This is a genomic window from Idiomarina sp. 017G (assembly GCF_004362265.1).
Classification (GTDB): domain Bacteria; phylum Pseudomonadota; class Gammaproteobacteria; order Enterobacterales; family Alteromonadaceae; genus Idiomarina; species Idiomarina loihiensis.
Genome location: NZ_SNWT01000001.1, coordinates 1,035,856 through 1,060,579, shown reverse-complemented (window position 1 = coordinate 1,060,579; position 24,724 = coordinate 1,035,856). Strand labels below are relative to the sequence as shown.

Genomic DNA, 24,724 nt, shown 5'->3' with positions numbered 1-24,724 from the left:
GATATTACCCTCGTTCAATAAAAAGGCGGCCGCAACGTTATCCGATGCGACCGCCTTCTAAACCGACAGCCAGTTAGCTTAACTGACAAGCATTAAGCCTTGTGCTGGGTTTTTTGATAGTGTTTTAGAATGAACGAAGATATCGAAATATTAACCCAGATTTTAGCTGAAAATTTGGATACTCAGCACCACTGGACTGAGCATGAACTGATTGCGTCTTTGCAGGGGCCGCCTTATGAGTTCTTTGATAAAGAAGCTCTGCGTGATCCCTTGACCTTGTTTCAGACTCACTTTTTATTGTTTCACTGTCTTTATAAATTGCGTGAACGCTGGCGGAAAGAAAAAAAGTACGAGCTTTTTATTCATACCCTGAATATTGAGTGTCAGCCATGGCAACGTGGCGTTTCTGCATTGACAGAAAAGGACGCGTTAGCAGAATATTATTTAGATCTGAATCAACTGGGCTCGACATCCGGCGCTGATGTTGAATCTATGCTGGATGATTTTTGGCGGCGCATGGGGCATTCTTCTTCTAAGGTAGAAACCAGCATGCCTGTGAACGATGCCTGGCAGATTATGGAAGTTGAACCGCCGGCAAGTCAGGCCTTTATCAAAAAGCAATATCGTAAACTAGTACACAAGTACCACCCCGATAAAGGCGGGAGTGTGGCTAAAATGCAAAAAATTCAGAAAGCCTACCATAGTGTTATAGAAGCCATAAAAGAGGAATAAGATAACAGCTCATGAGCCATGACCCGGACCAACAATTATCAGAACTGCGTAATGCAATTGATGCCACTGATAACGAATTAATTGAGATAATTGCCCGGCGAGCAAAGTTAACTGCCGCTGTGGGAGAAACCAAACGTGCGTTGAAACAGCCTCTTTACGTTCCACAGAGAGAACGTTCTTTAATAAAAGCGCGCAGAAGCAAAGCCAAAGAGGCAGGCTTGTCGGAAGACTTAATCGAAGATGTTATTCGTCGTATTATTCGAGAGTCGTATCGGACGCAAACAGCACAGGCGGCTGCAACTTCGACTCAACTTGAACGACCGGTTTTTGTGTTTGGCGGTAAAGGGGCTTTGGGTGCGCGTCTGGTCAGTCAGTTAAGGCAAACAGGCTATTCGGTAATAACCATTGATAAAGACGATGACTGGCCAGATAAGGACGATTTAAGCCAAGCGCAGTTGGTATTGATGAGTGTGCCGGTCAATAAGACCGTTGAATTGATAAAGCAGTTACCACCTTTAGCGGAGGACTGTGTTCTGGCTGATGTAACCAGTATTAAAGCGGCTCCTTTAAACGCCATGCTGGCACAGCATAGCGGGCCGGTCGTTGGTTTGCATCCTATGTTCGGTCCTTCTGTGCAGAATTTGGCGAAGCAGCTGGTAGTTGTTACTCACGGCCGACAGCCTGAGCGTTATCAGTGGTTACTGGACCAGTTTGTTAACTGGGGCGCCCATTTACACGAAGTGAATGCCGATAAACATGACGACGCCATGGGCTGGATCCAGGCGATGCGCCATTTAAGCACTTTTGCTTACGGTGTTCACCTGGCTAATGAACGCGTCGATATTAAAGAGCTGTTGGAATTGAGCTCGCCTATTTATCGGATGGAATTAATGATGATAGGTCGTTTGTTTGCGCAAAATGCGGAACTTTATGCCGATATTATTGCTGCGAACAAAGGACAATTTGCATCGATCAGACGTTATCTGCAGCAATTCTCGGCAATCATTGATGATATCGAAAACGGTAAAAAATCTGACTTTATATCGCTTTTCGATGAAGTTAGCCAGTATTTCGGTGAATTTTCCAGTCAGTTCCTGAAAGAAAGCGAATCTTTGGTGCAGCTGGCAGACGACCAAAGATTAAAGCATCAATAATAGTTGCTGGCTACAAGCTTTATAAGTATTCAGTCATTAACTCGCTAAGCGCTTCTGGTGAAACTGGCTTATGCAATGTTGCATTCATGCCGGCTTCACGACAAGCGCTCATTTCGCTAGCGCTTTGATGACTGGTGATAGCGATAACCGGTGTGTTCTTGTGCATATCGCTTTGTCGCAACTCCTGGCAGACTTCAGCTCCCGACATGTCCGGCATTTCGTAATCCAGAAAGATAAGAACCGGAGCCTCTCCTGCCAGGTTCAAGGCTTCTTCCCCTGTCATTGCTGTTAATATACTTACCTCAAAATTGGCCAGCATCGCTTTTAACACTTCAAGGCTGATAAAGTCGTCGTCAGCAATAAGAACTTTGCGCATAGTCACTACCCATTTAATGGAATTAATTATACCCTAGCACTTAGCTTTTTATATTCCCAGTAATTTGGAGCTAACAACATGAATCAGAAAGGAAATTCTATAAAAGTTTGGGATAGCTTTATTCGTGTGTTTCACGGTTTGCTTATTGTTCTTTTAGGCGGGCTATGGTGGACCGTCGAAAATGGCCGCATGGAGCTGCATAAGGATATTGGAATTGCCTTACTTGCGTTACTTTTAGTCAGAGTTTGCTGGGGAATATTTGGTAGCGAAAATGCCCGTTTTAAAACCTTTTTAAAGTCTCCTAAGGCTATCTTGAAGCATCTGCATAATGTTTTTAAAGGGCGCTATGAAGCAGAAAACACCCACAGCACTGCTGGTGGCTGGGCTGTCATCATTATGCTTGGGTTGCTTTTAAGCCAGGTTATTACGGGGCTATTTTCAACCGACGGCATTTTATTTTCGGGGCCATTATCTAATTGGCTATCTTCGGATGGGCAAAAAGCGGTAACCAGCTGGCATAAAACCCAGTTCGACGTAATATTAATTGTTATTGCCGTACATATTCTGGCCGTGCTTTTTTATCGCTTTAAAGGAACACCTTTAGTGGCTTCCATGGTGCATGGTTACAGAATCACCAGTCAGCAAGCGCCAAATCTAAAACCCGGTTGGCAGGGGCTCATTTTAGCGGTTGCTGTCTGGTTAATCTTAATGTTGCTGCTTAACTAGTCTTTATATTCGTCGTGGCAACCTTTGCAGGTTTTTGCGGCGTCCATAAAAACGGGTTTTATTGAGTCAATAGAGCCTTCTTGGCTAACTTCAGCCAGTTTCGCAGCGTACTCTTGCAAGTCATTAGCGCGCTGCTGAAAGTCATCCCAGTTATCCCATATGGCAGTTAATGCATCAGAGTTATTGCCTGGCATTGCGCCTTCAACGGCAAAACCGGCCCACGGAATACCTGACATTTTCTCGAAATCATTTGCACGACGTTGAAAAAAATCTGCGTTGTATTCAACTTCGCCTTTTACCATAGCGGCCATAGCGGAAAAGTTTTCTTTCATAACAGACAATGCTTTTTGACGGTACTCTACGGCTTTCTCGGCATCGTTAAAGGCGGTTTCATCAGCGGCTACATTGAATGACAGAGTCATCAGGCCAGCTAGAGCTGTTGTTAGTAATTGTTTTTTCATTGAAACACTCCGTTTATTGAATTCACTGATCGTTAATAATACACGATCTGTCGGTTAATGCTTGTCACCTCTATGTATAACAAAGTAACTTATCTAATGAGATAACTAAATGACAAGAATAAGTCAAAATGGGGACAATTCATGAAAAAAGTGCATCAGTTCAGTGCTTTGACGTTAGCGGTAACGTCGGTACTGACCGCTTCGGTTGCGGCTGATCAGACTTCCCGGACAAACGGGATGCGGGATAACACACCAAGTCTGACGGCAATTCAGAATGCAACAATTATTACTGAGCCGGGAAAATCTATTACTAACGCCACTTTGGTTATTGAAAATGGCGCCGTTCAGTCAATTGAGCGAAATAATCGGGCTCCTGCCGGAGCGCGGGTGATTGACGGAACCGGGTACACGATTTACCCGGGATTTATTGACCCCTACAGCAGCTACGGAATTAACGTTAGCAGTGAGCAAGAACGTTCAGATACGCCAATTTATAACAATGAGCGTGAGGGCGGTAACGCGGCAAATGACGCGATTCACTCGCAAAAACACTGGTTCAGCGAGTTTAAAACCAACTCTGAAGATGCGAATAAATGGGTGTCACAAGGTTTCACCAGTGTGCAGTCAGCTAACTTAGACGGTATTTTTCAGGGGCAGGCGGTAACGGTTTCGCTGGCAGACAAAATACCTAATGACGTTATTTACCAAAGTGAGGCAAAGCACTTCGGTTCATTTGATAAAGGCTCCTCACAGCAGCAGTACCCGTCATCGCTAATGGGCAGTATTGCGCTGGTCAGACAAACCTTATCTGATGCTAACTGGTATGAAAACTCTTATGGAAAGCAGTCGCATAATCAATCGGTTGAATTTAATGCGGCGCTTGATTCACTGACAGATATCGAGAATACCGGAATTGTTTTTAAAGTAAGCAATGAAAAGTCATTGTTACGTGCTGATGATGTCTTTGATCAGTTCAAAGTGCCGTCGGTTTACGTTGCCTCTGGTTATGAATATGCGCGCTTAGGCGCGGTAAAAAATGCCGGGAGTGATTTAATTCTTCCACTTAACTTTCCGGCTGCACCAGATGTTGGCGATGTTGATGGGCACCTCGATGTCGATTTAGCAAAATTGCGCCACTGGGAGCGCGCTCCGTCTAACCCGGCAATGCTAGCCGAGGCCGGTGTCAACTTTGCTCTGACTTTGCACGACTTAGAAAAGGCGGACAGCTTCTGGCCTAACCTGCGCAAAGCCGTGAAGCATGGCTTGAGCGAAGAACGGGCTCTTGCTGCGTTGACGACTATTCCGGCGAAAATTGCCGGGGTAGACAACAAAGCAGGGAAGCTGGCTCAGGGTTACAAGGCTGACTTTGTTATGGTCAAAGGCGATTTGTTTGCAGATGGCACCATTCAGTCAGTTTGGTTGCAGGGCGAAGAAAACGAGCTGGTATCCCGGGATAAAGTCGATTTTGTCGGCAATTACAACATGAAACTGAATAACCAGGATATCGAAATTGCGATTAATTCTGGTGCTACGCTTAGCGGTGAAGTTAAGGTTAATGAAAAGACCAGCGCTTTACGTCACGTGCAGTCGGGTAATGAGTCTTTGTCTTTTGTTGCCGACCTGGACGCAGAACCGGCTGGAAGCTGGCGCTTTAAGCTGGAACCTGAAGCCCAGGGAACCTTTTCAGTAACGGCTGTCTCTCCTGATGGTGAGGAAGTCAGTTTACAGGCTCAAATGGATTCAGCCGAAAGCGAGACTGAAACAAGCGATGAAGCAGAACCAGTGGAATATGTTAGTGAACTAACGTTCCCGAATGTGGCATACGGCCTGGACGGTTTGCCGGAGCGTCAGGATGTTCTTATCCGCAACGTAACGGTCTGGACTGCAACTGACGACGGTATTCTTGAAGAAACGGATGTGCTGGTTCGAGATGGCGAATTTGCAGCCATCGGCAAAGACTTGTCTGCACCTTCCGGCGTGACTGAAATTGATGGCGCAGGAATGCATTTGACTCCGGGCATTATCGACGAGCATTCACATATTGCTATTGAAGGTGGTGTTAACGAAGGTTCTGAAGCGGTGACATCTGAAGTTCGAATTGGTGATGTGGTTAATCCGGACGATATTCACATTTACCGTTCGTTGGCCGGCGGGACGACCATGGCACAGTTGCTCCATGGTTCAGCTAACCCTATTGGCGGTCAGGCGCAAGTGATCAAGTTACGCTGGGGAGCCGATGCTAATGTCATGAAGTTCGATGCAGCCCCTGAGTCTATCAAGTTTGCATTGGGCGAAAACGTTAAACAGAGTAACTGGGGCGACAACATGACCGTTCGTTACCCTCAAACTCGTTTGGGCGTTGAAACCATTGTGCGTGACGGTTTCCAGGCGGCGCTTGAGTACCAGCAGCGGAAACAGGCTTATGAACGTATGAGCCGTTCTGAGCGTAATAAAGCTGCAGCTCCACGGCCGGATTATCGTCTGGAGACGTTACTGGAAATTCTGAACAGCGAACGCTTTGTTCATGCGCACTCTTACGTTGCGTCAGAAATTTTGATGTTAATGGAAGTCGCCGAGGACTTTGGTTTTACTCTGGATACCTTTACTCACATTCTGGAAGGCTACAAGGTAGCTGACGAAATGGCAGAGCATGGCGCCAGCGGTTCAACCTTTGCGGACTGGTGGGCTTATAAGTTCGAGGTTTATGATGCTATTCCACACAACGCGTGCCTGATGAGCGAACGAGGTGTGCTAACCAGTATCAATTCTGATAGTAACGATTTACAACGTCGTTTAAACACTGAAGCCGCTAAGTCTGTTCGTTATTGTGGTATGGATCCACACGAAGCATTGAAAATGGTCACCATTAACCCGGCTAAACAGTTGAAAGTGGACAGTTATGTAGGGTCTGTTGAAAAAGGCAAACACGCCGATTTCGTACTTTGGAGCCATTATCCGTTAAGTGCTTATGCGCGAGCAGAGCAAACCTGGATTAACGGCCGTAAGTTCTTCGACCGCGAACTGGATAAACAACGACAGCAGGCGGTTAAACAAGAAAAGAACGCACTTATCCAAAAAGTTTTAGCGGCAGGTGATGATGCAAAAATAGGGGCTAAAGACGGTTATAAGTCGGATCAGCCTACCTGGCATTGTGATACTGAACACGACTTTTGGTTAGATCACTTTACCGGTAAAGGGCATCAGCACGGAGGACAACACTAATGAATAAATTACTTACAACCGTTAGTGCCGCATTAGTCAGTGCGCTGACGCTTAATAGTGCTGCGGCACATGATGAAGTTCCGGGCGAAAAGCAAAGCAACCCTATTGTACTTCAGGGTGGAACCTTGCATACCGTTTCTGACGGAGTGCTTACCAACTCAGACTTGGTGTTTGAAAACGGTAAAATCACCGCTATTGGGCAGGATGTCAGTATTCCGGACGGCGCTGAAGTTATCGATATTTCCGGTCAGCACGTGTATCCGGGAGTTATTGCCATGGATACCACTATTGGCCTGAATGAAATTGAAGCCGTACGGGCAACCCGCGACGCGCGTGAAGTGGGTGATGTGCACCCGGAAGTTGCCGGTCACATTGCCTTTAATGCTGATTCGGAAATTATCCCGACGGTACGTTATCATGGCATTACACACGCTCAGGTAGCTCCTGAGGGCTCGCTGGTAGCCGGTCAGTCATCTTTAATGAACTTAGATGGGTGGAACTATCAGGACGCTCTGGTCGCCGGAGAAATAGGTGTGCACGTTTCCTGGCCGCGCACATATGTAGTAAATACCTGGTGGGAAAGACGTTCACCTGAAGAACAGCGTAAAGCGAACGAGGAATCCCGTCAGCAACTAATGAAAGTCTTCGCTGATGCAAAGGCTTACTACGATGCGAAGCAGGCCGATCGTAAAATTGATCTGGACCAGCGCTGGGAAGCTATGACGGGCTTGTTTGACGGCAGTAAGAAGCTGTACGTACACGCAGACGACAAACGTCAGCTGGAGCAGGCCATTGATACTGCTCAGGAGTATGGCTTTGAACTGGTGCTTATGGGAGCCAGAGATGCCTGGCGTATTGCCGATAAGCTAGCCGAGCTTAATGTTCCTGTTGTTTTTGGCTCGCCTTACGGTCTGCCGGCACGCAATGATGAAGGTTATGATCAGGACTTTGCTTCACCAGCGCGTTTGGCTGAAGCAGGAGTTAACTTTGCTATTTCTTATCCGGGTTACTGGGACGTACGTAACTTACCTTTTGCTGCCGGAAATGCGGTTGCTTTTGGCCTGGATCAACAGCAGGCTCTTGCAGCTATTACATTGAAGCCGGCTGAGATTATGGGAGTTGCCGATAAGCTGGGTTCACTGGAAGTGGGTAAAAGTGCCTCACTGAGTGTCTCTGAAGGTGACTTACTTGATCCAATAGGACAAAAGTTAACGCATCTTTATATTGATGGACGCAAAGTAAGCTTAAGCAGCCGACATACTGAGCTTTACGAGAAGTATCGTCAGAAACCATCTGAATAGCCGCTCTTTGGCTAAGTCTAAAACGAAAAAGCCCCTGTCAGTTCAACTGGCAGGGGCTTTTCATTTTAACGGACAATATTAATTCTTAAATTCAGGCTCAACTGTTTAATAAACGGGCGATGAGTTTTCTTAGCGTTGCCGGTTCAAAGGGTTTGTCGGTTAAGGCATCGACACCGCTTTGTTTTACGTTAGCAAGTTGTGGCTCATTGGCGCGTGCAGTCACCATCAGTACCGGAGTGTGAGCATGTGCTGAGCTATTGCGAATGTATTGGGTGAGTTCACTGCCGTTTACCTCCGGCATATGAAAGTCGGTGACGATCAAGTCAAATTGATGTTCCACTAAGATATCAATTGCCTGCTGACCATTTTCTGCTTCAACAAAGCTCTCCACACCCAGATTTTCAAATACACGTCTTAAGACATGGCGCGAGGTCATGCTGTCATCAACAATTAATACCCGCAAATCCTCGACATCATAAAGCTCAAGATGAAGTGGCTCGGGTTCCATCATGTCCATGGTAGCGGTAATAGCCCGCTGGAGCTGATCCGGCGTAAAAGGTTTTGGTAAAATGGCAATAATACCCGCTTGTTTGAATTGCTCCAGCTGATCGGCACGATGTTCGGATGACACCAACATAAAATGTAAAGTATCTTTTAAGTCGTTACTATTAATGAATTCAATGAGTTCATGTGAAGTGCCGTCAGAAAAATACATAGCGCTGGTGACAATATCGGGTTGCCAGCGAAGTATTTCTTCTTTTGCTTCAGCAATGGTTGAAGCGCCACGGGTATGTTGAATGCCCGCCTGGTTCAGGTGCTGAGTAATTACTTTTCTTTGCACATCGGAAGGTTCGATAAGCAAAATACGGAGTTCGTCAAAGGCTATTGCCATAATCACATAATTAGGATTTATTGTGACCGAAAGAGTAGGGTATTCAGCAGATAAACTCAATCAGAAAATCTGTGTTATGCTCATTAAAAAAAGAGGTGAGTATGAACGTTAGTCGCGACTTTTCAAATGATGGTAAGCAGTTAGTTATTGCTATTAAAGGGAAATTTGATTTTAGCCTGGTACAGGAATTCCGTCAGGCCTACAGTCATATTGGTGATTCACAACCAACCGTAATTATCGACCTGAGGGAAACCGATTATCTGGACAGCTCGGCGCTCGGTATGCTGCTCAACATGCGTAAGTCTTTAGGCAGCAGCGTTAAAGGTATTCAACTGATTAATGCTAAACCGGACGTGCGTCGTATTCTCGATATATCCCGCTTTGATAAGATGTTTGTTATTGCCTGATGAAGGTACTGATTGTCGATGATCAGCCTGCTAACCAGGTGATGCTGAGTGGTCTGATTAAACGCTTTGGCCATCAGGTCACCTGCGCTGATAACGGCATTGAGGCTATAGACATTTTCGCCAGTCTGGCGCCGGACGTGGTGCTACTGGACGTTATGATGCCGGTTATGGATGGGCTTAAGACTGCTCCCCGGTTAAAAGCCCTAAGCGGCGATGTCCATTTGCCGATTTTATTTATTACGGCACTGGATGATCAGGAAACCTTGTTGAAATGCCTTGAGGCCGGAGGGGATGATTTTATTAGCGTGCCTTTTGAGCCGGTTGTCCTGCAGGCAAAACTAAATGCTCATGCGCGGGTTCGCGAGTTGAGTTATTCCCTCAAAGGTAAAAATGAAACTCTGGCTTATCATTCTAACCGAATGGAGCGAGAGCAGAATGTGGTCAGGCACATGCTGGCTAACGCGCTGCAGGAAAACGAAACAGAATATCCGTTCTTAAAAACCTATCTTGCACCGGCCAGCGAGTTTAACGGTGACTTAGTTCTCTCTAAAGCCGGACCTCTGGGAAATTTTTATCTGTTTGTCGGTGACTTCACCGGACACGGGTTAGCTCCTGCTACCGGTGCTCTTCCCGTTGCTCAAACCTTTTTTGATTCAGCTGAAAAAGGGCTCTCAATAGCTAACATGGTTGAAGAGTTTAACCGCAAACTGGTTAAGCTGTTACCCGATGACATGTTTTGTGCTGCTTTTGTTGCTGAGTTGTCAGCCAATGGCGATCGTTTAACTTATTGGAATGGTGGCATTCCTGATGCTCTGCTGATAAATGAAGCCGGAGAAGTCGAGAAGCGACTGGTGCCTGAGCATATGGCATTGGGCATTTTGTCTCCGGAAGAGTTCAGTAGTCAGGTTAGTCATTGTTTTGTTGAGAAAAACATCCGCCTGATAACCTATACCGACGGTGTGGTGGAGATGACCAACAAGGCTGATGAACGATTATCTGAACGGGGATTCGAGGCTCTGTTGTTACGCTATGCCCGCGAGCGAGACTTTGAGGGGTTAGTCGGATCATTCCAGACTTTTCAGCAAGGGCAAGAACAGTTTGATGATATTTCATTGGTGTGTCTGGATTGTGAAGCCACCAATTTACCCGTTAGCCAGCCTGATACTAATGTAACTCATCTGCCCTTTCGGTTAGTGGTTTATTTAAAAGAAAATGAGATTAAAGGGCGCGATCCAATTATCAAGCTGGTGGATTCTTTAAGCCATCTTGAAGGTATCCGCGCGCACAAAACAACCTTGTATTTATTGTTAGCAGAAGCTTTTAACAATACCCTGGAACACAGCGTTTTGCAGCTGGACTCGGGAATTAAAGAGACCGGGCAGGGGTTCGATGAATACTACCGGACACGGGAAGCGCGGTTGGCTGTTTTAGAAGGGGTAGAAATAGAAATTGATATTGAATACAAACCGGATAACAAATTGCTTTCGTTTAGTATTTCATCCAATAGCGGAAATGGTTTTTCGGAATATCAGCAAGTATCCGACGATGACGAACAACAGGCGTTTGGTCGTGGATTACAGCTGATAAGAAACTTTTCAAGCCATGTTGAGTGGCGTGATGACGGACGACGTCTATATATTGAATACGACCTTAGCCGCCCGCACGCTTAACTTTATAGCCTTCCTTTTTTAACCAGCTTTCAATGCTGTCGCGCTGGTCGCCTTGTAGTTCTATTTCGTACTCTTTAACCGCGCCACCAACGCCACAGAACTGCTTGAGTTTTTTTGCAATCGACTTTAACTCTGTTTGCGGTTTATCCAGCCCAGTGACAATGGTTACTCCTTTGCCCTTTCGACCTTTGGTTTCGCGGCGAAGGCGGACAATACCATCACCTTCAGGAACTTCCTCCGGTTCAGGTTCCGGATCAATACGTCCCGAGTCTGTTGAATATACCATTTGGCTTAGCTGGTCTTTCCAGTCCGGCATTCTCTCTACCATTTTCTCTTAGGTTGAAACAGTTCTTCTAAATCGTCTTCTTTTTTATGTTTTTCTTTGTCTCGCGTATGAGCATCTTTCAACTCTTGTGCAATTTGTTCCAGCGCTTTTTTAATCGATTGCTGGCGCGACGTAGCGTAGTCGTCGCTAAAGCTCTGGTCTTCTATGGTGCGTAATGCTTTTTCATAATACTGTCTGGCGGAACCTAACATCTGACTTTCGTAAGCATGACGGCCCCGGCGTATTAAGGTTTCAATACTAATTTTCAGTTGCAACTTGGTTAAACGCTGATCTTCGACACTAAAAACATTGCTGTCGACCCGACCGCGGGAATGCTCATTGCGTAAAGTAGAACGTAAACGCTTCAGCCCATTGATCATTGCTATGATTTGCTTGTTGTTTTCCGGGATCTCAAAGTCTTCACTGATTAACGAGGTGTCGTTACGGTCAACACTTTGTATGCGCTCTTCGTAATCCTGTATTCGCGCCTTATAGTCTTTTGACGGCGATGCTGCGTTCATACCTTTAAGTATTTCTAACGCACGGCTATTAAGAACCACCAGCATGGATTTACCAATAGGGAAGAAGCTCGACATATGAATGAGATCTTCGATCTGTTCAAGCGAACTGCGAAAGCGCGCCAACTTCTTACGCCGCTCTAGTTCTAAACGCTGTCTGTTCTGTTGTACCGCACCAACTATAATTGCCATTATTATTAGTAATATAATCAATGCGATGACAATGGTGTAAATCATATTACGCTCGTTAAGTTATAATTATTTTTCAGGGTAATGTTAAAGAGAAAACACCACCACCTAAGTGTCCATTATTTTTCAGCTCGATAAAACCTTTTTTATTATTTCGCTCATGCGCGCTTGCAATCATCTGAGCAAAGTATAGACCTAATCCCGTCCGGGATTGCTGAATATTCAATTGTTGTATCGGCATAGCGGCGTTTTCCAGCATACTAGCAGGAAAACCATCGCCATTGTCGTGAACCATAATACGACATCCACCATCTTCGGTTATCTCTACTTTTATAAAGAGCTTATCGGCTGTGTAGCGCATTGCATTAATGATGATGTCATTAAGCAGATTAAAGATCAGGTCCCTGTCGAACCAGCCTGTTGCTGTTTCATCAATGTCGGTGCTGACAGTAATGTTCCGCTGCTCAAGGTAAAGCTCGTTATTTAGCAACAGCTCTTCGACAAGTTCGTCGACGTGGTGCTGGTCGCTATTGAGTGGTAAAGCGTTATTGTCGTTGCGATAAAGCGTGAGCATTTGCATCAAACTTGAATTGATACGCTGAGCCTCATAATGGACTTTCGCCATTTTTTCTGTTGCACTGCTGTCAGCGACCTGTTCTGATACTTCTTCTATCATCTGAATGAGTAAGCACAGTGAATTTTTCATGTCGTGCACAGAAGAAGCCAGGACGGTTGAAAAATCAAATGCGGGTTGGGTCATAGATGACAGTTCCTGTGGTCCAAAGAGAAGCCTCGACAAAATACTGTTGCGATAGCTTTTATATTTGTCATAGTTATCAAGATTATTATAGTATTTTCTTATATCACATTTAGCAAACTAGAGTGGCACGTTCCTCAATGAAATTACAGCAGTTACGTTACATTGTTGAAGTAACAAATCATAACCTGAATGTTTCTGCTACGGCTGAAAGCTTATTCACCTCGCAGCCGGGCATTAGTAAACAAGTCAGAATGCTGGAAGACGAGCTGGGCGTGCAGATATTTGGACGAACAGGCAAACACCTGACTCACATAACGCCCGCGGGTAAAGACATCATAGCAGTTGCTCAGCAGGTTCTGGATAACGTCCAGTCGATTAAGACGGTTGCTGCTGAGTACACCTTGCCAAACCAAGGCAAACTTAATATTGCGACGACCCATACTCAGGCTCGTTATGCCTTGCCGTCCGTTATTCAGCGATTTATTCAGCAATATCCCAAAGTGTCACTGCATATGCATCAGGGGTCTCCAGAGCAAATTAGTGAGGCGGCGGCGAAAGGGCGGGCAGATTTTGCCATTGCGACCGAGGCGCTGCATTTATATCACGACCTTATTATGTTGCCCTGCTATCACTGGAACCGCTCTATAGTAGTGCCTAAATCGCATCCGCTGACGCAACTGAGTAAGCTAACTATTGATGATATTGCTCAGTTTCCTTTGGTCACTTATGTGCATGGTTTTACCGGTCGTTCCGAGTTGGATAAAGCCTTTGCCGATGCGGGACATGAGCCTAAAATTGTCTTTACAGCAACCGATGCCGATGTGATAAAAACCTACGTCAGAATGGGATTGGGTATTGGGGTTCTGGCGAGTATGGCTTACGACCCGAAAGAAGATACCGATTTAGTGGCGATACCTGCGGAGCACATGTTTGCTCATAGTACGACTAAGATAGGTTTCCGGCGCGGAACATTTTTACGTACTTATATGTACGATTTTATTGAGAATTTTGCACCACACTTAACTCGCGATAGGGTGCAAAAAGCTACTCAGCTAAAAAGTCAGGATGAGATTGATAAACTCTTTGATAGTTGCTCACTGCCGATGCGCTAAGCACCGGCAGCAGCATCAACTGGTTAACATTCAATAATATTGACTGCCAAACCGCCGCGAGCGGTTTCTTTGTATTTGGTTTTCATATCGTTGCCGGTGTCCCACATGGTTTTAATCACTTTATCCAGAGACACTTTATGATCGCCTTCGCCTCGCATGGCTAAGCGGGCGGCATTAATGGCTTTAACCGAGCCCATGGCGTTTCGTTCAATACAGGGTACTTGTACTAAACCTCCCACCGGGTCGCAGGTTAGACCCAGGTTATGCTCCATACCTATTTCTGCCGCATTCTCGACTCTTGACGGGTCACCGCCCATAAATTCGGCCAGGGCACCAGCGGCCATTGAACAGGCAACACCCACTTCACCCTGACAACCGACTTCAGCACCTGAAATTGAAGCATTTTTCTTATAAAGAATACCGATAGCAGCTGAAGTCAGTAAGAAGCGCACGACTGCATCTTCGTCCAGCGTTTCGATGAATCTGTCAGCGTAGCTCATTACCGCAGGAATAATGCCAGCGGCTCCGTTAGTCGGGGCTGTTACAATGCGCCCGCCTGCGGCATTTTCTTCGTTAACGGCTAAAGCGTATAAATCGACCCAGTCCATGACCTGCATGGCATCGCTGGATTTTTCTTTCTTCAGTCGCTGATATAAAGACGATGCGCGGCGACGCACTTTAAGTCCACCCGGCAGAATGCCTTCGGTAGTAATACCGTTTTTGATGCTTTCCTGCATGGTGCGCCAAATCTTCATTAATCCGGCCCGAATATCCTCTTCACTGCGGAAGACTTTTTCGTTAGCCATCATTAATGAACTCATGCGCATACCGTGCTCTTTGCAATGCGCCAGAAGATCCGCTGCACTGTCAAACGGATATGGAATAGGTTTAGACGACTGTTCTATCGCTTCTTCCAGCGTCTCGTCAAAATCTTCATCGCGCACAATGAAGCCACCGCCGATGGAGTAATATAGGTCGCTATAGATGATCTCACCGTCCTTTAGCAGCTTGAGTTCCATGGCGTTGGCGTGTTTGGGCATGGTTTTGCGGCGGTGAAAAGTAATGGCGCCTTCGCTGGGAAAGGAGACTTCTTTCTCACCAAGCAAGTTTAGCTTTTCAGTCTTACGAGTTTGCTCCAGAAAATCTTCCACGCTGTCAGTGTCTACTGTTTCTGGTGTCTCGCCCACGAGCCCAAGGATAACAGCTTTGCCGGTACCATGACCTTTACCCGTTTGGCCAAGTGATCCGAACAGTTCGACTTTTATGCCATCGGCGTTATTTAGATGCCCTGATTTTTTTGCGGCATGCAAAAATTCATAGGCTGCTTTCATCGGCCCCACAGTGTGAGAACTGGAAGGACCAATACCAATTTTGTAGATATCAAAAACGCTGATCATATTTATCCTTACCTGTCGCGCATGCGTATTCTGTTTATTATAGTATTGTCGCATGATTCATGTGGGGGGAAGCAAGTTTTAAGCAAAAATAAGTGGTCAGTTCAGTGGTCTGAAGTAATTTTTGCCGTCGGGTTGTAACTGTTCTGATAATTCACGCAAGATACCGGCGGTTGCGCCCCAAATATTGCGGTGTTGCCAGGGAATAAAATACACCCGATCATAAATAAATTTACGAATACGGTACACGTAGTGGTTTCCGTGGTCGAGAATATCAGCCAGCGGTACTTCAAAAATCTCAGCGACTTCACTTTCCTCGGCAACCAAGGGCTGTTGTGGTGAGACAAAAGCCACATAGGGGCGAATCATAAAATACGATAAGACAGGGTAGTCGTGTAAACGTCCTATGACTTCGACCTGACTGCGGGGCAGGCCAATCTCCTCTTCGGTTTCCCGCAGAGCCGTGTCCAGTAAATCGCTATCGGTTTCGTCAAAGCGACCTCCGGGGAAGCTGATTTGACCCGCATGCTTGCGTAATTTGCTGGATCGCCGGGTGAGTATTAACGACAACCCATGCGGACGCTCAATAATTGGGATTAACACCGCCGCGGGGCGCAAACGTTTGCGCAAAGGCTCATCAATTCTGCGCTCAACCGGCGGCGAAGGATAAAGGCTAAATCGACGAATAAAGTCTGCGCGAGTATTGATTGTCATGAAGTTAACACCGGCAGTATGCGTGACACTTTGTCTTTGGTTTCCTGGTATTCATCTGCTGCTGTCGAGTCCGCGACCAGACCGCCACCGGCCCAGCAATATAAGTGATCATTTTCGGCGAGCAGTGTACGAATGGTTATGCTGGTGTCGCTACGACCGTGCTGAGAAAAGTAGCCCATACTGCCACAGTAGATACTACGGCGATGGGGCTCCAGCTCTTCAATAATTTGCATGGCCCGAATTTTCGGTGCGCCAGTAATAGAACCGCCCGGGAAAGCGCCGTTAAACAAACTTAATGCGGTACGGTCGGGTTGCAGTTTGCCAATAACTGTCGATACCAGGTGGTGAACCGCCGGAAAACTCTCTATGGCAAACAGGCTTGGCGTTTTGATGCTGCCCGGCTTACAGTTTTTACTGAGGTCATTACGCAGCAAATCCACAATCATCAGGTTTTCTGCGCGGTCCTTTTCTGAGGTTAACAGAGCCTGCTGACTAGCCTGATCTTTAAGCGAATTTTCAAACCGCGGACGCGTGCCTTTAATGGGTTTTGTTTCTACCAGTCCCTTGGCGTCGGTTAGCAGAAAGCGTTCCGGCGACAGGCTCAGAATAGCGCTGCCGGGAAGGCGCATAAAGGCAGAAAACGGTGCTGAATTCGCTTGTCGTAATTTAAGGTAAGCGGACCATTCACTGCCTTGATAACGGGCTGAATACCGTTGCGCTAAATTAATTTGGTAGGCATCTCCGGCCAGCAGATAGTTTTGCACGGCCTTAAATTTCTCGGTGTACTGCTGCTCGCTCATATTGCTTTGCCAGTCGCTTAGCAATTGAAAAGCGTCGGGCTTTTTTGTTGCTACTGGCTGTTCCCAGAATTCTCGAAGCTCTTCTGACCCTTCTATTGGTGCAACTAACCAGATCGCGTTGCTCTGCCTATCGATAATCAACGCCTGGCTGTAGTAGGCCAGTACTGCATCGGGAGACTGATAGATGTCTGCATTAAACTCAGGTATGACTTCCAGCGAACGGCCATGGTCATAGCCGACAGCCCCGGCAAACCCGCCCTGAAAAGGCAGTTCAGCAGGCCCCGAATAATGACCTGATAACTGATTCAATTGCCCGGCATAACGGCAAAGCTCGGCTGCGTCTTCGGGGGCTGGCGGTAGTTCTAAAGGAGCGTCTGTTGATACATTTAACTTGCCTGCTTTGCAGTTTAAAATCAGTTCTGGCTGTCGGAAGATAATATCGTAGGCACAGTTCTGGTGGCTTTGCGCGGCAGAGTCCAGTAATAGAGCGTAGCTTTCATGCTGACAACGCTGAAATAACTCAATAGCTGAGGCTTCGCAATCAAGTTTTATCGCACAGAGATCCGGGAAAACACTCACATCATGCTCGCAATTCAGGCTGGTTATTCATTACCAATATACTATCACAGCAAATATTCGCCGGTCAGTGGCACTGGTCAGTTGTTAGCGAAAACGCTATTATAGCGCCACGCAAAAGTTAACCAAGAGGCAGTTCCATGACCACCATTCGTCAGGCCGATTTTATTGACAGTATTGCCGATGCGTTGCAGTACATTTCTTATTATCACCCACTGGACTTTATTAAAGCACTGGACGAGGCATACCAGCGTGAAGAGAACGAAGCGGCGAAAAACGCCATTGCTCAGGTGCTGACTAACTCGCGTATGTCTGCGCAAGGGCACCGTCCAATTTGCCAGGACACCGGTATTGTCACCTGCTTTGTGAAAGTGGGCATGGGCGTGCAATGGGATAAAACCGACCTGACCGTTCAGCAAATGGTGGATGAAGGTACTCGTCGAGCCTACAACAACCCGGACAACCCACTGCGTGCTTCTATTGTGGCTGACCCGGCGGGCGCTCGTAAAAACACTGGCGATAACACGCCAGCTGTGGTGCATATTGATATGGTGGCGGGCAATGAAATTGAAGTGATGATTGCCGCTAAAGGTGGTGGTTCTGAGAATAAATCGAAAATGGCCATGTTAAACCCCAGCGATTCGATTGCCGATTGGGTTGTTGAAACCTTGCCGAAGATGGGCGCTGGCTGGTGTCCGCCGGGTATGCTGGGTATAGGTATTGGTGGTACAGCGGAAAAGTCTGCGGTATTGGCAAAAGAATCTTTAATGGAGTCTGTCGATATCCATGAGCTTATTGAGCGCGGCCCGCAGAATGCCGAAGAAGAGCTGCGTTTAGAAATTTTGAACCGCGTTAACGCATTAGGTATTGGTGCTCAGGGTTTGGGAGGTTTAACAACGGTGCTGGATGTGAAGATTAAGTCACTACCAACCCACGCAGCCTCTAAGCCTGTCACTTTAATTCCGAACTGTGCAGCCACCCGTCACGTTCACTTTACGTTAGACGGCAGCGGAGCAGCAGATTTAACCCCGCCGAAACTGGAAGATTGGCCGGATGTGACTTTTGAACTGGGTGATGATGCCCGCCGTGTGAACCTGGATGAAGTGACCAAAGAAGACATTCAGGACTGGAAAATGGGTGAAACCGTGCTCTTGTCCGGTAAGTTGCTGACCGGTCGTGATGCGGCGCACAAACGCATTAAAGGTATGCTGGATAACGGTGAAGAGCTGCCAGTTGATTTCAACAACCGCTTTATTTACTACGTAGGGCCGGTAGATCCTGTGGGTGATGAAGTTGTTGGTCCGGCAGGTCCTACAACCTCTACGCGTATGGATAAATTCACTGATCAGATGCTCGAAGAAGCCGGTATTATTGGTATGGTAGGCAAAGCAGAGCGTGGCCCTGAAGCTGTGGAAAGTATTCGTAAGCACAAAGCGGTTTACCTGATGGCCGTGGGTGGTGCCGCGTATTTGGTCGCTAAAGCCATTAAAAAATCCCGGGTTGTTGCCTTTGAAGACTTAGGTATGGAAGCCATTTATGAGTTTGAAGTGGAAGACATGCCGGTCACTGTTGCTGTGGATAGCGACGGTCAAAACGCGCATACCCAAGGGCCTGCTATCTGGAAAGCGAAAATTGCTGACCTCAATGAAAAATTAGGAGCTTAATGATGTCGCTGGCACTGTGGCAATGGATGGCAATAATTGGAGTGCCGGTTGTGACTGTCATTACGGCGTTGTTGTTGCTTTGGCAACAGCAGCGCCGTTTGCGTTTACAGGCAGAACAACAAAATGCGGCACTGGAGCAAGACGCGGATATTCTTCGTGAGCGCGTCGATGAACTTCAGCTCGAAGTCTATGAAAAAGACAGCCGTCTGCGTGAAACTCTGGCTAGATCTGAGCATGAGCAGAAAACCGCAGAAGAAAAGCTGAACCTACTGAAGGTTAGCGAAGAACGGCTGACCCAGCAGTTTGAAAATTTAGCCAACCGTATTTTTGATGAGAAGTCCAAAGGGCTGCAGCAACATCATCAGCAGTCGTTGCAGGCAACATTAGAGCCGTTCAAACAGCAAATTGATGCGTTTAAAAAGCAAATTACTCAGCAGTATACCGATGAGACCAAAGAGCGCTCGGCACTTAAAAATGAAGTGATGTCGCTTAAGGACTTAAATCGCCAAATGGCGTCTGAAGCTGAAGCCTTAACCCGGGCATTAAAAGGTGACACCAAGCAGCAAGGTAACTGGGGCGAAGTGGTACTGGAGCGTATTCTGGAGCAGTCCGGGTTACGTGAAGGGCACGAGTATCAGACACAGGAGCATCACCGCGATGAAGACGGTAAGTCGTTCAAGCCGGATGTGATTGTGCATTTGCCGAATAAAAAAGACGTGATTATCGACTCGAAAGTCAGTTTGTCGGCCTACGAGCGGTACTTCAACTCTGATGACGATACAGAACGTGAACGGGCGTTAAATGAGCACGTTCAGTCGCTGAAGCAACACATAAAACAGTTGGGTAAAAAGAGCTACCATCAACTGGAAGGGTTGCGTACGCTGGATTATGTATTGATGTTTATTCCGATTGAGCCGGCATTTTTGCTGGCTGTTGATCGTGACCCGGAGCTTATCCGGCTGGCGCTGGACAACCAAATTATGTTGGTAAGCCCGACTAACCTACTGGTTGCGCTGCGCACGGTGCATAACATCTGGCAGTATGAGTATCAGAATCAGAACGCCGAGAAAATAGCGACCGATGCGGCACGTTTGTACGACAAGTTTGTGGGCTTTGTCGAAGACTTAGAGAAAATTGGTAACGGCTTACAAACTCTGGATAACCGTTATCAGGAAGCTATGAAGAAGCTGAGTACCGGGCGCGGTAACCTTATTGGTCGGGTCGATAAGTTCCGCCAGATGGGAGTTCAAACGAATAAGCGATTAAACCCGGATTACCTCGACTCCGATGAAACAGGTCAGGAAGGTATTGAATCTGACGATGCTGATAAGAAAAACGACTGAGCCAATGCTCAGTCGCTTACTTTTATCAACTTAATGCACTGCGACGATAATGATCAACCCACAGTGAGGTTGCTCCACAAACCGCCAGCGGCATAATAATCAGGTTAATCAGCGGTATCATAGTCAGCACGGTTACCCCGAATCCAAACCCTAGTGTTTTACTGCGCTGTTGGTGTAATTCAGACCGCATACGCGGAAACGACAGTTTGTGATTATCGAACGGGTAATCTAAGTATTGTATCGACATCATCCAGCAGACAAAGATATACCAAAGGACCTGTCCAATTACCGGAATAACGAGCGATAACAGAAAAAAGCCAAGTGCTCGGGGAATGTAATACATGAGTTTCTGCATTTCCCGTTTTAAAGTCCTTGGAATGTCTTTAAACAAACCTAAGAATCCCTCGTCTCCTAAGCTCTCGCCGCTTTCATAGCGTTCCACTTTTTCCGCCAGAAGTCCGTTAAAAGGGGCTGCAATTAAATGCATGATGGTACTAAAAATAAACGAGAAGAGCGCAATAATGGTAATAACCGCCAGTGGCCATAAAATAAACTCCAGCCATTGGAAAAAGTCGGGCAGCCAGCTCATAAAGCGGTTCAGCCAATAGTCGACTTCGCCATACAGCCAGGTGAAAGCAAGTGAGAACAGGATAAGGTTGGTCAGAATAGGCACCACAACATAGCGACGCAGACCTTTGGTTCGGATAAGTTCTAAACCGCGTCCTATGTAAGCTAATCCCGAGTTGCTGTAGGCTGCTTTTTGCATGAAAACTCCAGAGGTTTTAATTTGCTTAGTATAATAAGGCAATACAATGGCAATGTGCGGGCTAAATTGTTACAAATGGCTACCGGATCTGCTAGAGTCTTGTGATAATAAACCGTCGTATTAAATTGATAATAAAAACAACTGAATGCGCCTAAAACACATCAAATTAGTTGGCTTCAAATCCTTTGTGGATCCAACCAAAGTTCCCTTTCCTGACCAAATGACCTGCGTCGTCGGTCCGAACGGCTGTGGCAAATCCAATGTGATTGATGCCGTGCGCTGGGTGCTGGGTGAAAGTTCAGCAAAAAACTTGCGTGGCGATGCCATGAGCGACGTGATTTTTAATGGCTCCAGTGCCCGTAAGCCGGTCTCTCAGGCCAGTGTCGAACTGGTTTTTGATAACAGTTCGGGACGTATTCAGGGCGAGTACGCGGCATTCAATGAAATTTCGGTTAAGCGCCTGGTGACCCGTGACGGCCAGTCTAATTACTTTTTGAACGGCAGTCGTTGTCGTCGCCGTGATATTACCGATTTATTTCTGGGAACCGGGCTGGGTCCGCGCAGCTACGCCATTATTGAGCAGGGCATGATTTCCCGCCTGATTGAATCACGTCCGCAGGAACTGCGGGTGTTTATTGAAGAAGCCGCAGGCATTTCAAAATACAAAGAACGTCGCAAAGAAACTGAAAACCGGATGCTGCATACGCGCGAGAACCTGGAGCGCTTGAGTGACGTTCGCGAAGAGCTGGGTCAACAGTTGGAGAAGCTGGAGCGTCAGGCCGCGGCTGCCATTCGTTACAAGGAGTTGAAAGCCAGTGAGCGTAAATTTAAAGGTGAACTGCAGGCCCTACGCTGGCTAAAACTGGATAATCAACGACAGCAGTTGCAGACACAATACGCCGAACAACAAACCGAGCTTGAACGCTGGCAGGCACAGCAAAGTGGTGATGAACGGGGCGCTATTGAACTGAAAGAGCAGGCTGAAGAAGCGCGCGACAGAGTAGAGCTGTCGCAGGAACAAATGTTTTCAGTGGGCAATGAAATTACCCGTATTGAACAAACTTTGAAACATCAGCAAGAACTAAAAGAGCAGCGCAGCCAGCGGCAACAGCAGTTAAATGAAGAAATAGATCAGCTTAATGAGCAGTTGGCGGATGATCGCCTGCAAAGAGAACAATTGGAAGAACAGCAGCTGATGCTGGAGCCACAACTGGAGCAGGTTGAGGAACAGATGGAAAGCGTGGCTGAACAGTCTCAGCAAGCTAATGAGAAATGGCGTCAGTGGCAGCAACAACAACGACAGCAGCAACAGCAGCAACGCGATGTCGAAAAACAGCAACAGCAGGCGCAACTTAAACTGCAGCAGCTGAAACAGAGCCAACAATATGCGTTGCAACAAGTGGAGCAATTTCACAGCCAGCAACAAGAGTTGCAGCAACAGGAACAAGCATTATCTGTTGACGAGAACGAACAGGCTCTGGTCGAACTAAAACGTCAGCTGGAGCAGGAAGAAACTCGGTATCAGCACAGTAAGCAGCAACTGCAGGCTCTGCAGCAAGGGTTTAAAGAACAGCAGCAACAGCACCGACAGAATCAGCAGCAACAAGATAAAGCTCAGGCTCAGTTAACAGCCATTGAGCAACTGTTGGAAGGGAAGCAAAATAACGATAGCCGCAGTGAAAAATGGTTACAGCAAAACTATCCAGACAGCTTGAAAGTGAGGGAGTTACTGCAGGCTGAAAGTGGCTGGGAAATGGCGGTTGAGCAGTTGGCTTACGACTGGCTGGATGCCGTGGTTCTGGAACAAACTCCGGAAGAATTGAAAGCGGTTTCTGGGGTGAAGCTGGTGTGGCCTGTGAGTGGACAAGAGCCTGAAAACTGGTCTCTGGCCAGTAAGGTTAAAGGTCCGTTACGTTATTGGGCGCCGTTGCAGCAGTGTCTGGCGATTGAACAGGATGCTGATGCGAAGCAGCAATTACAACAAAGCAATGCCAGTTTTGCGGTATCAAAAACCGGCAATTGGTATTGGCAGGACGGTTTTATCGCGGCTCGAGTTGACGAAGATAACAGTGTTCTTCATTTGCAGACACAGCGCCAAAATTTACTAGAACAACTGCAAGTGCTGGCTTCCAGGTTGTCTGAAAGTGAAACGCAGCTGGAGCAAACTCAGACGCAGGTTGAACAGGCGCAAGAGCAGCTGGAGCAGGTTAATGAGCAGGTTCAACAGACCCGTAACGAGCAGGGGAAAGTTGAAGAGCGGCTGCAGTGGAACTTACAGCAGGCCGAGCAAATACAGCAGCAGTTAATGAGTCTGCGAGATAAGCAGCAAGAGCAACGATTGCATGCGGAAAACGCCGCTGAGCAGCAACAGCAAATCGAAATGCAGTTGGAAGAGTATGAGTTGTTACTGGAGCAAACGGAGCAGGTTGATGAAGACTACGGTGAGCAACTGGAGTCTACAGTGCGTGCCGAAGATGAACAGTTACAGCAACTGCGTAGCCAACAGCAGCAGATGACAATGCAACAGCAGAATTTACAGGCTCAGGCTGCACAGTTACAGAAATTACTGCAGCGCAGTGAACAACGTTACCAGCAACTTCGGCAGGAACGCAGTGAGCAACAGACTAACGAGACAGATGAAAATCAGAGTGCTCTTGATGATCAGTTAACCGAATTGCTGGATAAGCGTGGTGAAGTTTCAGAACAATTGCAGGAACAACGTCAGCAATTGTCGCGGTTAGAGCACGACTTGCAGCAAATAACTCAAGGACAATCTGCAATTCAGGTCAAAATAAGCCAGGCCAAAGAGGCTATGCAGAGTACTGAAATTGAGCAGGCTAAATTGCAGGAACGTAGTCAGGCTGTGCTGGAAACGCTGGCTGAAACAGGCCTTACATTGAAAAATATACTGGAAGAACTCTCTTCCGACGCTGATGAAAAGCAGTGGCAGCAAGAGCTGGAGTCAATACAAAATAAAATAAAACGCTTAGGCGCTATTAACCTGGCGGCAATTGATGAAGCCGAAGCGCAAAGAGAACGTAAACAGTACCTCGACCAGCAAGTGGATGATCTATCATCGGCGCTAGACACTTTAGAAGCGGCGATTCGTAAGATTGATAAGGAAACGCGACATCGGTTTAAAACCACTTTTGATGCGATAAACCATGATTTACAAATTCTGTTTCCGAAAGTTTTTGGTGGTGGCAGTGCCACTCTGGAACTTACCGATGATGACTTACTGGAAACCGGGGTTACCATCATGGCAAGGCCACCGGGCAAGAAAAACAGTACAATTCATTTGCTTAGCGGTGGAGAAAAGGCACTGACCGCATTATCATTGGTATTCGCGATATTTCGCTTGAATCCGGCACCTTTTTGCCTGTTAGATGAGGTTGATGCGCCATTAGATGATGCCAACGTAGGACGGTTCTGCCGTCTGGTGAGTGAAATGTCGGAATCGGTGCAATTTATTTATATAAGTCACAATAAAGTGGCAATGGAAATGGCTACCCATCTGGCAGGGGTAACAATGCAGGAAGCGGGCGTTTCGAGATTGGTAGCGGTTGATGTTGAACAGGCTGTGGCGATGACAGACGCCGGATAACAAAATAAGCTTGATGGA

Annotated in this window: 21 protein-coding genes; 11 read left to right on the top strand and 10 right to left on the bottom strand. The window is 46.9% G+C overall.

What is annotated here, in order from left to right; all coding sequences use genetic code 11:
- Positions 1-129: 129 nt before the first annotated feature.
- Positions 130-732 carry a DNA-J related domain-containing protein gene (locus tag DEU30_RS05140; protein ID WP_011234958.1) on the top strand — a complete coding sequence of 201 codons (603 nt, stop codon included), beginning with the start codon at positions 130-132 and terminating at the stop codon, positions 730-732.
- Positions 733-743: 11 nt separating this feature from the next.
- Complete coding sequence (gene tyrA / locus DEU30_RS05135; protein ID WP_011234957.1) at positions 744-1,886, top strand: bifunctional chorismate mutase/prephenate dehydrogenase; 1,143 nt, start codon at positions 744-746, stop codon at positions 1,884-1,886.
- Positions 1,887-1,905: 19 nt separating this feature from the next.
- On the opposite strand, the gene DEU30_RS05130 is transcribed toward tyrA, so the two are convergent.
- Entirely contained in the window at positions 1,906-2,262 is a 357-nt protein-coding gene (locus DEU30_RS05130) for a response regulator (protein WP_011234956.1), read from the bottom strand.
- 78 nt (positions 2,263-2,340) lie between these two features.
- On the opposite strand from DEU30_RS05130, the gene DEU30_RS05125 reads away from it, so the two are divergent.
- Positions 2,341-2,988 carry a cytochrome b/b6 domain-containing protein gene (locus tag DEU30_RS05125; protein WP_011234955.1) on the top strand — a complete coding sequence of 216 codons (648 nt, stop codon included), beginning with the start codon at positions 2,341-2,343 and terminating at the stop codon, positions 2,986-2,988.
- On the opposite strand, the gene DEU30_RS05120 is transcribed toward DEU30_RS05125, so the two are convergent.
- Positions 2,985-3,449 carry a cytochrome c gene (locus DEU30_RS05120; protein WP_011234954.1) on the bottom strand — a complete coding sequence of 155 codons (465 nt, stop codon included), beginning with the start codon at positions 3,447-3,449 and terminating at the stop codon, positions 2,985-2,987. The two genes, DEU30_RS05125 and DEU30_RS05120, sit on opposite strands and share 4 nt — an antisense overlap.
- Positions 3,450-3,590: 141 nt before the next feature.
- Here DEU30_RS05120 and DEU30_RS05115 point away from each other — a divergent pair, with 141 nt between their 5' ends.
- Positions 3,591-6,671, top strand: a complete 3,081-nt coding sequence (locus tag DEU30_RS05115; protein WP_110013836.1) for an amidohydrolase family protein — start codon at positions 3,591-3,593, stop codon at positions 6,669-6,671.
- Positions 6,671-7,972, top strand: coding sequence for an amidohydrolase family protein (locus tag DEU30_RS05110; protein WP_110013835.1), 1,302 nt, complete (start codon positions 6,671-6,673; stop codon positions 7,970-7,972). Before DEU30_RS05115 ends, DEU30_RS05110 begins: the two co-directional genes overlap by 1 nt.
- 97 nt (positions 7,973-8,069) lie before the next feature.
- On the opposite strand, the gene DEU30_RS05105 is transcribed toward DEU30_RS05110, so the two are convergent.
- Positions 8,070-8,864 carry a response regulator gene (locus DEU30_RS05105; RefSeq protein ID WP_011234951.1) on the bottom strand — a complete coding sequence of 265 codons (795 nt, stop codon included), beginning with the start codon at positions 8,862-8,864 and terminating at the stop codon, positions 8,070-8,072.
- 101 nt (positions 8,865-8,965) lie between these two features.
- Between DEU30_RS05105 and DEU30_RS05100 the strand changes: the two genes are divergently transcribed.
- Both DEU30_RS05100 and DEU30_RS05095 read left to right on the top strand, forming a co-directional pair.
- Positions 8,966-9,271 (top strand): STAS domain-containing protein, encoded by a 306-nt coding sequence (locus DEU30_RS05100; RefSeq protein ID WP_011234950.1) that lies wholly within the window; start codon positions 8,966-8,968, stop codon positions 9,269-9,271.
- Positions 9,271-10,941 carry a SpoIIE family protein phosphatase gene (locus DEU30_RS05095; protein ID WP_110013834.1) on the top strand — a complete coding sequence of 557 codons (1,671 nt, stop codon included), beginning with the start codon at positions 9,271-9,273 and terminating at the stop codon, positions 10,939-10,941. The genes DEU30_RS05100 and DEU30_RS05095 overlap by 1 nt, the downstream gene beginning before the upstream one ends.
- On the opposite strand, the gene yciH is transcribed toward DEU30_RS05095, so the two are convergent.
- From yciH to DEU30_RS05080, 3 genes are all read right to left on the bottom strand, one after another.
- Complete coding sequence (gene yciH / locus DEU30_RS05090) at positions 10,922-11,257, bottom strand: stress response translation initiation inhibitor YciH (protein ID WP_011234948.1); 336 nt, start codon at positions 11,255-11,257, stop codon at positions 10,922-10,924. The genes DEU30_RS05095 and yciH overlap by 20 nt on opposite strands.
- 5 nt (positions 11,258-11,262) lie before the next feature.
- Positions 11,263-11,976: a hypothetical protein gene (locus tag DEU30_RS05085; protein WP_227016289.1), complete on the bottom strand. Its 714-nt coding sequence runs from the start codon at positions 11,974-11,976 to the stop codon at positions 11,263-11,265.
- A gap of 73 nt (positions 11,977-12,049) precedes the next feature.
- The gene (locus DEU30_RS05080) at positions 12,050-12,733 is read right to left on the bottom strand and encodes a HAMP domain-containing sensor histidine kinase (RefSeq protein ID WP_110013832.1); all 684 of its coding nucleotides are present in this window, start codon (positions 12,731-12,733) and stop codon (positions 12,050-12,052) included.
- 137 nt (positions 12,734-12,870) lie between these two features.
- On the opposite strand from DEU30_RS05080, the gene cysB reads away from it, so the two are divergent.
- A complete protein-coding gene (cysB, locus tag DEU30_RS05075) occupies positions 12,871-13,845 on the top strand; it encodes an HTH-type transcriptional regulator CysB (RefSeq protein ID WP_110013831.1) in 975 nt (324 codons plus the stop codon).
- A 23-nt stretch (positions 13,846-13,868) separates the two neighbouring features.
- Here cysB and DEU30_RS05070 read toward each other — a convergent pair whose 3' ends face one another.
- The 3 genes from DEU30_RS05070 to pabB all read right to left on the bottom strand — a co-directional run bounded on the left by DEU30_RS05070 (position 13,869) and on the right by pabB (position 17,332).
- Entirely contained in the window at positions 13,869-15,242 is a 1,374-nt protein-coding gene (locus DEU30_RS05070) for an L-serine ammonia-lyase (protein WP_110013830.1), read from the bottom strand.
- Between the two features lie 96 nt (positions 15,243-15,338).
- A complete protein-coding gene (locus DEU30_RS05065; protein ID WP_110013829.1) occupies positions 15,339-15,953 on the bottom strand; it encodes a CoA pyrophosphatase in 615 nt (204 codons plus the stop codon).
- Positions 15,950-17,332, bottom strand: coding sequence for an aminodeoxychorismate synthase component I (gene pabB, locus DEU30_RS05060; protein WP_011234942.1), 1,383 nt, complete (start codon positions 17,330-17,332; stop codon positions 15,950-15,952). Before pabB ends, DEU30_RS05065 begins: the two co-directional genes overlap by 4 nt.
- Before the next feature lie 137 nt (positions 17,333-17,469).
- Here pabB and DEU30_RS05055 point away from each other — a divergent pair, with 137 nt between their 5' ends.
- Positions 17,470-18,993 carry a fumarate hydratase gene (locus DEU30_RS05055; protein WP_011234941.1) on the top strand — a complete coding sequence of 508 codons (1,524 nt, stop codon included), beginning with the start codon at positions 17,470-17,472 and terminating at the stop codon, positions 18,991-18,993.
- Entirely contained in the window at positions 18,993-20,336 is a 1,344-nt protein-coding gene (gene rmuC, locus DEU30_RS05050) for a DNA recombination protein RmuC (protein WP_011234940.1), read from the top strand. The genes DEU30_RS05055 and rmuC overlap by 1 nt, the downstream gene beginning before the upstream one ends.
- A 25-nt stretch (positions 20,337-20,361) precedes the next feature.
- Here the strand turns inward: rmuC and cysZ are convergent, their stop codons facing one another.
- The gene (gene cysZ, locus DEU30_RS05045; protein ID WP_011234939.1) at positions 20,362-21,102 is read right to left on the bottom strand and encodes a sulfate transporter CysZ; all 741 of its coding nucleotides are present in this window, start codon (positions 21,100-21,102) and stop codon (positions 20,362-20,364) included.
- A gap of 145 nt (positions 21,103-21,247) precedes the next feature.
- Here cysZ and smc point away from each other — a divergent pair, with 145 nt between their 5' ends.
- On the top strand, positions 21,248-24,706 hold the full coding sequence (gene smc / locus DEU30_RS05040; RefSeq protein WP_011234938.1) for a chromosome segregation protein SMC: 3,459 nt from the start codon (positions 21,248-21,250) through the stop codon (positions 24,704-24,706).
- Positions 24,707-24,724 lie beyond the last annotated feature (18 nt).